Source organism: Helicobacter sp. (assembly GCF_022511165.1).
Lineage (GTDB): Bacteria > Campylobacterota > Campylobacteria > Campylobacterales > Helicobacteraceae > Helicobacter_C.
Genome location: NZ_JAFLSB010000056.1, coordinates 1 through 8,490, shown reverse-complemented (window position 1 = coordinate 8,490; position 8,490 = coordinate 1). Strand labels below are relative to the sequence as shown.

Annotated in this window: 9 protein-coding genes; 4 read left to right on the top strand and 5 right to left on the bottom strand. The window is 37.7% G+C overall.

Annotated features, from left to right (window positions below):
• From J1E28_RS07215 to J1E28_RS07195, 5 genes are all read right to left on the bottom strand, one after another.
• A partial coding sequence (locus J1E28_RS07215; protein WP_291028257.1) for an SDR family oxidoreductase occupies positions 1–902 on the bottom strand: 902 nt, incomplete at its 3' end.
• 29 nt (positions 903–931) lie between these two features.
• The gene (locus J1E28_RS07210; protein ID WP_291028259.1) at positions 932–1,948 is read right to left on the bottom strand and encodes an aldo/keto reductase; all 1,017 of its coding nucleotides are present in this window, start codon (positions 1,946–1,948) and stop codon (positions 932–934) included.
• Between the two features lie 157 nt (positions 1,949–2,105).
• Entirely contained in the window at positions 2,106–3,215 is a 1,110-nt protein-coding gene (locus J1E28_RS07205; RefSeq protein ID WP_291028255.1) for an aldo/keto reductase, read from the bottom strand.
• Positions 3,216–3,265: 50 nt separating this feature from the next.
• On the bottom strand, positions 3,266–3,853 hold the full coding sequence (locus J1E28_RS07200) for an NAD(P)H-binding protein (RefSeq protein WP_291028253.1): 588 nt from the start codon (positions 3,851–3,853) through the stop codon (positions 3,266–3,268).
• Positions 3,854–3,898: 45 nt separating this feature from the next.
• Positions 3,899–4,066 (bottom strand): hypothetical protein, encoded by a 168-nt coding sequence (locus tag J1E28_RS07195; protein WP_291028251.1) that lies wholly within the window; start codon positions 4,064–4,066, stop codon positions 3,899–3,901.
• A gap of 195 nt (positions 4,067–4,261) precedes the next feature.
• Between J1E28_RS07195 and J1E28_RS07190 the strand changes: the two genes are divergently transcribed.
• The 4 genes from J1E28_RS07190 (at position 4,262) to J1E28_RS07175 (ending at position 8,489) form a co-directional block, all read left to right on the top strand.
• Positions 4,262–5,395, top strand: a complete 1,134-nt coding sequence (locus tag J1E28_RS07190; protein WP_291028249.1) for a permease — start codon at positions 4,262–4,264, stop codon at positions 5,393–5,395.
• Positions 5,396–5,404: 9 nt separating this feature from the next.
• Complete coding sequence (gene arsB / locus J1E28_RS07185; protein ID WP_291028247.1) at positions 5,405–6,451, top strand: ACR3 family arsenite efflux transporter; 1,047 nt, start codon at positions 5,405–5,407, stop codon at positions 6,449–6,451.
• Between the two features lie 33 nt (positions 6,452–6,484).
• Positions 6,485–6,832: a metalloregulator ArsR/SmtB family transcription factor gene (locus J1E28_RS07180; protein ID WP_291028245.1), complete on the top strand. Its 348-nt coding sequence runs from the start codon at positions 6,485–6,487 to the stop codon at positions 6,830–6,832.
• A 199-nt stretch (positions 6,833–7,031) separates the two neighbouring features.
• Positions 7,032–8,489, top strand: coding sequence for an alanine/glycine:cation symporter family protein (locus J1E28_RS07175; protein ID WP_291028243.1), 1,458 nt, complete (start codon positions 7,032–7,034; stop codon positions 8,487–8,489).
• The last annotated feature ends 1 nt before the right edge of the window (position 8,490 follow it).

Genomic DNA, 8,490 nt, shown 5'->3' with positions numbered 1-8,490 from the left:
AAAAGATTAAGCGGTGGATTTTTCATTCTTGAGAGTTCATAAATGATTTTTGCAAATGCTTCAGGATTGCCGGGCTGTTTGCCATTATAGGCTGCCATTCTTTCCTCAAAAGCTTTTCTTTTGGCTTCATAATCAGCAATTTTTATATCGCCAAAATTTTTAGAATCCCCTATAAATTGCGTTCTAAATCCCGCAGGCATAATGTTAATTACAGCGATTCCAAAATCCTCCAAATCAAGGCTTAGCCCTTCACTTAAAGCACTCAAAGCAAATTTAGACATACTATAAGGCGTTGAACTATCACTCGCCCTAAAGCCACCAATGGAGCTAAGATTAAAGATTCTAGCTTTAAAATGCTGCTTATCTCCTCCCTCTTTGAGAGCCTGCGGACGCATAATTTTAAGGGCATTTTGCGTGATGATATAAGGGGCAAAAACATTGACTTCAAACTGCTCTCTTAGCTGCTTTTCACTCACTTCCTCAACAAAGCCCAAAAGTCCATATCCTGCGTTATTGACAAGATTATCAAGTCTGCCCCATTTTTTAAAAATCGCGTCCAAATTCGCTTGAGATTTCTTGGCAATACCACCTTTACTTGTATCAAAAGTCAGCTCCAAAGGTAAGAAATTCTCACTTTCTTTGCCAAGCTTTTTCTCTATGCTACTTAGCTTCCTTGAGGTTGCTGCGACTTTATCGCCTTTTTGCAAAAGATACTTTGCCAAGGCAAGTCCCAAACCTCCGCTTGCGCCCGTGATATACCATACTTGACTTTCATTCATTTTATCTCCTTTTTGTTGATTTTTAAATTTTTTTAGCTCATCTGCTAAAAGCAGATTGCTGCTTGTGCTTAAAACTAAACTTGTTAAAGCAAGGGTTTTGAGAAATTTGCGTCTTTGTTGCATTTTGCTCCTTTTTTGGTGGATTTTTTATTTTATTTGCCTACGCGTTTTGCCATATCTGAACCTGCGGGATATCTATCGCCTGAAATTTCGATTTTATCGAGCTTAGCATTAAATTCCTGCAATTCTTGGCTACCAAAATGAATTTGCAAAGAGTCTAAATTCTCTTTCAAATGAGCAAGTTTAGTTGTGCCGGGAATTGGGATAATAAAATCACCCTGTGCCAAAAGCCACGCTAAAGCAATTTGTGCGTTTGTTGCACTTTTTCCATTGATTTTTTTGCTTTGTGCAACGCTTTGTATAAAATCAATCAATTTGCGATTTTTCTCGAGGTTTTCTTTGCTAAATCGTGGAAATTGAGGGCGTAAATCACCTTTTTGAAATGTGCTATTCTTTGTAAGCGAACCTGTAAGATAACCCTTACCCATTGGGCTAAAAGGCACAAGAGCGATATTAAGTTCCTTTAAAAGACTAAAAAGCGATTTTTCTGGCTCTCTCCACCATAAAGAATACTCGCTTTGAACAGCACTTAAAGGGACGATTTTATGGGCTTTTTTTATGCTTTGCACTCCTGCTTCACTAAGTCCCCACGCCCTGATTTTACCCTCTTTGATGAGACTTTCAATTACACCTGCAACCTCCTCAATAGGCACATTGGGGTCAATTCTATGTTGATAATATAAATCAATATAATCAGTTTTGAGGCGATACAAGCTTCCATCAATAGAGCGGCGGATTTCATTGGGCTGCGAATCCATTACTTGCTTGTTTATTCCATTCACCCGTCTGTAATGCACTCCAAATTTTGTAGCAATCACTACTTTTTGCCTCAAAGAGCTTTTTTTGAAAGCCTCTCCCACATATTCTTCACTGCTAAAAGGTCCATACACTTCAGCTGTATCAAAGAAATTCACACCCAAATCCACAGCCTGATGAATGAGCTTTACCATATCTTTTTTATCGCTCGCAGGTCCTAAAGCATAAGTCATACTCATACAACCAAGTCCCAAAGGCGAAACTTTAATGCCACTATTGCCTAAAACTCTCATTTGCTTTTCCTTTATTTTGTCTAAATTTTTTGCATTATCTGCTCCTTTTAGCTTGGTATGCTCTGTTTTATCTGCTGCGAGCAAATGGTTACTTGCCCCCAAAGCCAAACTTGTTAAAGCAAGAGTTTTGAGAAATCCTCTGCGGTTATAAGCCATATCATTGCCCTACTCTTTGAGCTTGTTCAGGCGGGTATCTATCGCCTACAATTTCGATTTTATCAAGTCTTTTATCAAGTTCTTTTAAATCCTTTTGCGTGAGTTTGACATTTAAAGCATTGATATTTTCATTAAGATGAGCTAAATTAGTCGTGCCAAAAAGTGGGACAATGAAAGGTTTTTTAGCAAGGAGATAAGCAATCGCAATTTGTGCAGGTGTAGCATTGCCATCTTTTGAGTGAGGATTTTTACCCTTACCAAAGTCTTTCAAAAGCTCGATAATTTTATAATTTGCCTCCAAAGCCTCGGGTTGAAATCGTGGAAATCCTGCACGATTGTCATTGCTCGCATTAAATTTCGAATTTTTATTCAAGGCTCCACTCAAATAGCCACGATTAAGCGGAGAATACGCTACAAAACCGATATTTAACTTCTCTAAAGTAGGCAAAATCTCTTGCTCCACCCCACGCCACATTAAGTGATACTCGCTTTGCACCGCTGTAACAGGGCAAATTTGATGAGCCTTTTGTATGGTTTTTGCACTAAGCTCACACAAGCCAAATCTTGCGACCTTACCCTCTTTAATCAGCTCTTTAACAGCATTAGCGACTTCTTCTATGGGTGTTTTTGGGTCAAAGCGGTGTTGATAAAGCAGAGGAATTTGCTCTAAATGCAGTCTTTTAAGGCTTTGTTCAACGACTTCTTTAATGCGTTTTGGTGAAGAATCAAGCACACTCATATCTTTGCCAAAACCAAATTTTGTGGTGATAAAAATGTCTTTGTTGTAAGGTTTAAGTAGCTCTCCTATGAGAATTTCATTACTATTTGGTCCATACACTTGAGCGGTATCAAAAAGTGTGATTCCCGCTTCAATAGCACTTTGAAGGATTTTGAGAGCCTCTTTTTTTGAAAGATTTTTGGAACGATGATAATTAAGCCCCATACAACCAAAACCAAGACTTGATACACTAAAATCTTTTCCAAGCATTCTTTTTGGCATTTTAACCCCTTTTGAATTTTGAGTAGCAAACAAACTTGTGCTATTTAAAGCCAAGCCTAACAACACAGCACTTTTTAGACTATCTTTTAAAAACTCTCTTCTCTCTTTCATATAAACTCCTTAATGAAATTTTGCAACATTTCATAAAAAATCAAATTAAACTAAGGCTTATTGATACCTAAACTCTCTCTTATGCCAAAGTCTTTTGTTAGAGCTAAACGCACGACCAAATCCGCAATGCTTTTGCGTGAAATTTGTTTATCAGCATTTTTAAAACTCTCGCCTTTTTTGGTTAATTCATAGTCTATCTCATCGGCATTGCTAAACCACGCCGGGCGAATAATAGTATAATCTAAATTTGTTTTTTCAATGAGCAAGGCAGAATCCCTATAAGGATTTAAAATGCTCTTATAGCTTTGAGTTGGCACTTCATCATAAATCCCCATTGAGCTTATCCAAATAAGCCTTTTTAGTTTCAGCTCACTCATACTTTGGATAATCACCTCCGCCATTTTTACAAGCTCACCGCTTAAATTTGCATACACCACATCTACGCCATTCATCGCTTCTTTTAAACGCGTTTTATCCAAAACATCGCCCTCAAAAAGCTCAACCCTCTCACTTTGCAAATGCTTTAACCTCTTTGCATTTCTTAGATAAAGCCGCAAAGACACATCACTTTTTTGTAAAAATGCTTCAATCACCCATTTTGCCACGCTTCCATTTGCACCGATGATAAGAATCTTCATATTTGCTCCTTTTTTTAGCTGATGTATCTGTGTGGGCTTATAGGATTATGCGAGCGTACCTCTTGTCTCTGCTGCATCACTGCCTTTTAGCTCCTCTAATGCAAAAGCACCCAAAAAAAGGCTTTGCAAAGAAAGCTTTATAAAGCCTCGCCGAGATAAGCAATGCTGCGTAAGCAAACATTGCCTAGACGCAGAGCCTTTATCTTTTTTCACACATACTCCTTCCAATTTGATATAGCATAATTATAAAGCCTGATACCTAGTCTCTGTCAAGGTATTTAAGTATGAAATTTGAAGCACTATAAATTTTTAAAATTTATAGTAATAATGTTTTAAATTAATATATCAATATATATTGATATATTAATGCTATAATCTTTTCCCAAATATTTCATACAAAGGATTATAATGCCCAAAATTACCCTAGATTCTCTCCCCGAGCTAATGCTTAGCACCCTTTCAACCTTTGTGTTCTACTTTTTTGAGCTTTCTTTTTTATTTTTGGGTATTTCTATGCTTGTTGCCTTTATCAATCAAAGATTTGCAAATCTCATTCAAAAGGAGCTTTCTCAAAAATCGCTTTTTAGCTATTTGAAGGCGATTATGTTAGGGGCATTGACACCTTTTTGCTCTTGCTCTACCATTCCTTTTTTTCTCTCCCTTTTGCGTAGCAAAATCCCCCTAAGTGTGAGTTTTTCCTATCTTTTAACCTCACCTTTAATTAATCCTATTTTGCTCACAATGCTCTTTGTTTATTTTGGGGCAAAGATTACCTTGCTATATAGTGTATTTATCGTGTTGAGCGTATTTGTCTGCTCTTTTGTCCTTACATACTTTAAAGAAGAATCCCTCCTTGAAACGAGCATTTTAGATTCCAATCATACCTCCGCACAAAACCACCCACAAATCTTTTTGCAAAATCCTCCCCCAAAGCCACATTTTATAAAAGCAAATTCTCCCCTTTCTACCGCTCCCTTCTCTGCCGCTTCTTTTAATGCACCCAAAAGCTGCTGCCAAAGCAATATGAAAGCTTTGAGTAGCACAAAAGCGTGTTGCCAAAGTGCCACACCCCCACATCAAACTAACTTTCAAGCCTACCAAAGCCCTATTGCACACAATACCTCACAATCCAAAATAAATCTGCTAAAACCCTATTGGGAGCAAAGCCTTAAAGACTACACAAAGATTCTGCCCTATCTTATCGTGGGTATGGGGATAGGTGCATTTTTGCACGGCTTTGTCCCACAAGGTAGTTTAGAATCCCTCAAGGATTTTGACTTATGGGCTGTGCCTTTGGCAAGTTTGATAAGCATTTTTCTCTATATGAGGGTAGAGAGCCTTATTCCCATTGGTATAGAGCTTATAAATGCGGGTTTGCCTTTAGGCATTGTGATGAGTATGCTTATTGCCGGTGGGGGTTGCTCTCTGCCTGAAGTGATTTTACTTAAATCCCTCTTTAAGCCTAAGCTTCTGTTTATTTTTGTCGCTCAAATTCTAGGCATTGCTATTCTTTTTGGCTATGTTGCCCTTATCTTTTTCTAAGGAAGTGTAATGAAGATTCTTGATAGATTTTTACCGCTATGGATATTTGTAAGTGCAGTTGTGGGCTTAAGTCTTGGGATATTTGCCCCTCAAATCCTTGCATTTTGGGAGGCTTTAGAATATCATAATATCAATTTTGCATTGGCACTAGGCTTAATCATAATGCTTTATCCGCCTCTAGCAAAAGCAGATTATTCAAGGGTTTTTGAAGCCTTTGAAAACAAAAAACTTCTAGGCATTTCTTTAGTTCTTAATTGGCTCGTGGGTCCTGTGCTGATGTTTGCTCTTGCTTTTTTATGCTATGTCTTGTTTCCGCCTTTTAGTGCCGAGTATATGCAGGGGGTGATTTTGATAGGCTTAGCTCGATGTATCGCTATGGTGCTTGTTTGGACAGACTTAGCTTTGGGCGATAGAAACTACGCGCTAGGTTTGGTGGCTCTAAACAGCCTCTTTCAAATCCTCTTTTTTAGTCTCTATGCCTATGTTTTTATGGTGTTTTTGCCCTCACAGCTAGGAATCTCTCTACAATCTTATAGCATTAGCATAGCAAGCATTGCTAAAAATGTGGGGATTTACTTGGGGATTCCCTTTGTGCTAGGGCTTTTAAGCCGAGTGCTTATAGTGAAAGCTAAAGGCTTAGGATTCTATGAAAATACCTTTTTGCCCACCATCAGCCCCCTAAGCCTTGTTGCCTTGCTGTATGTGATTATTGTGATGTTTTCTTACAAGGGCGAGAGTTTGATTAGACTACCTTTTGATACTTTGCTTGTGAGTGTGCCACTTATTGCGTATTTTGTGATAATGTTTTTTCTTTCTTTTTATATAAGCAAGGCATTTAACTATGCCAAAAGGGTGGCGACAAGCTTTAGTGCGTGCGGGAATAATTTTGAATTAAGCCTTGCGATTGCGATTGTGTCTTTTGGGATTAGCTCACCGCAATCTTTTGTGAGTGTAGTGGGGGTGCTTATTGAAGTGCCAGTAATGATTGCCCTTGCCTCGTGGCTAAAGTATAAAAGAAAATCAGCCCCAGAATGTTATAATGGCAAAAATGCTTAAAGTATCTAAGCCTTAAAGACAATAAGGATAGCAATGCAGGATTTAGAGAGCTTTTTAAAAATCACAAGTGCCCTTAATGATGAAAGTCGTTTGAAGATTCTTGCTTTTTTACTGCAGCATTTGCAAAGTGAAAAAATGCTGTGCGTGTGCGATTTAGAAGCTTCGCTTGATATGATTCAATCTCGCCTCTCGCGTCATCTCAAAATCCTCAAAGACGCGGGATTTTTGGAGGTTAAAAGGCAAGGCGTGTGGGCGTATTATGGTATTAATCAGCATTTAGAGGGATTCCATAAGGCAATCTTAGAGCATATCCACTCCCTTAATCTCCCCCTACCACCGCTTAAACGCATTTCCTCAAACATTGCTTGCTTAGAAAAGTGAGGATTTGTGAAGTAAAAATAGGTGCTTAGAAACTCTTATTTTTAAATCAGTGTTGAAAAACATTCTTAGCCAAGATTAAGGTTTTTTTGTAACACTCCCTTGGTATTTTTTACAATTAAAAAGAGAAACATCATAACTTTAAGGATTTTTATTTTTTGATTATTTATACTCTTTGTTAAAAATCTTATAAGGAGTAAATATGAATATTTTAGAGTTAATGGATACGATTTCAAATTTTATCGCCAATGATATTGTGCCTTATACAGATACTATAATGATTATCTTGCTTATCATTTGCGGTTTTTATTATAGTTTTCTCACCCGTTTTGTGCAATTTAAAATGCTATTTTTAAGTTTTGCGATTTTTAAAGAAAAAACAAAATTAAGCAAAGAACAACTCTCGCCCTTTCAAGCGTTGATGGTTTCGACTGCCTCAAGGGTTGGCATAGGCAATATCGCAGGGATTTCATTTGCTTTGGCTTCAGGTGGGGCAGGAGCTTTATTTTGGATGTGGGTAATGGCTTTTTTTGGTGGAGCTTCAGCCTTTGCAGAAAGCACTCTCGCTCAAGTGTATAAGTCAAAAGATGGAGGCGGGTTTAAAGGAGGTCCTGCTTTTTACATCAAAAAAGCCCTAGGTTTTGATAAGCTTGCTGTATTTTTTGCTTTTATTCTTATCATCACTTATGCGTATGGATTCAATGGGCTTCAAAGCTACACTCTTACTTCCGCTTTTGAAGTGTATTATAAAATGTTTAGCCTCGATTCTACTTTGCCTTATAACCAAAGCTCTTATCCTGTGGTAATTGGAGTGATTTTGAGTGTGTTTGGAGCGTGGATGTTTTTCTCTCATCATACAAAAATCGGCAAAATAAGCTCAATCATTGTTCCTTTTATGGCTATAGCTTATATTATTCTAGCCTTCATTGCAGTTGTGATGAATTTTGAAAAATTGCCTCTTGTTTTTAAGGTGATTTTTGAGAGTGCTTTTGATTTTAAAGCGATTTTTGGAGGCTTTGCGGGTTCAGTTTTGGTTATAGGTATCAAAAGAGGACTTTTTTCTAATGAAGCAGGAATGGGCTCTGCACCTAATGCCGCAGCATCAGCCTTTACCTCTCACCCTGCTAAACAAGGCATAGTGCAAACTTTTTCTGTTTTTATTGATGTAATTATTTGCACAAGTTCGGGGTTTTTGGTGCTTTTTTCTAATAGTTATTTTAATGTTGGCGAGAATGGAAAGCCTTTACTTACAGCTATGCCTTTGGTGCAAGAAGCGATGAGTGAGTATTATGGTTCTTTTGGGCTTCATTTTATTACTTTGGCGATTGTGCTTTTTGCTATCACTTCTTTGATAGGAAATTATTATTACGCACAAGCAAATATGAAGTATTTAAGCTCATCAAAAACTGCTATGAATGCTTTTAGGGTAAGTGCGGTGGCAATGATATTTATCGGCACTCAAATTAATCTTAGCCTTGCTTGGAATCTAGCAGATTTAACTATGGCATTTATGGCAACGACAAATATTATCGCCTTGCTTCTTTTGGGCAAAATCGTGCTTAAGGTGCTTGATGATTTTAATAGCCAAAGAAAAGCAGGACTTAACCCTAAGTTTAGCGCATCAAAACTTGGCATTAAAAACGCTGAATGTTGGGATTAGC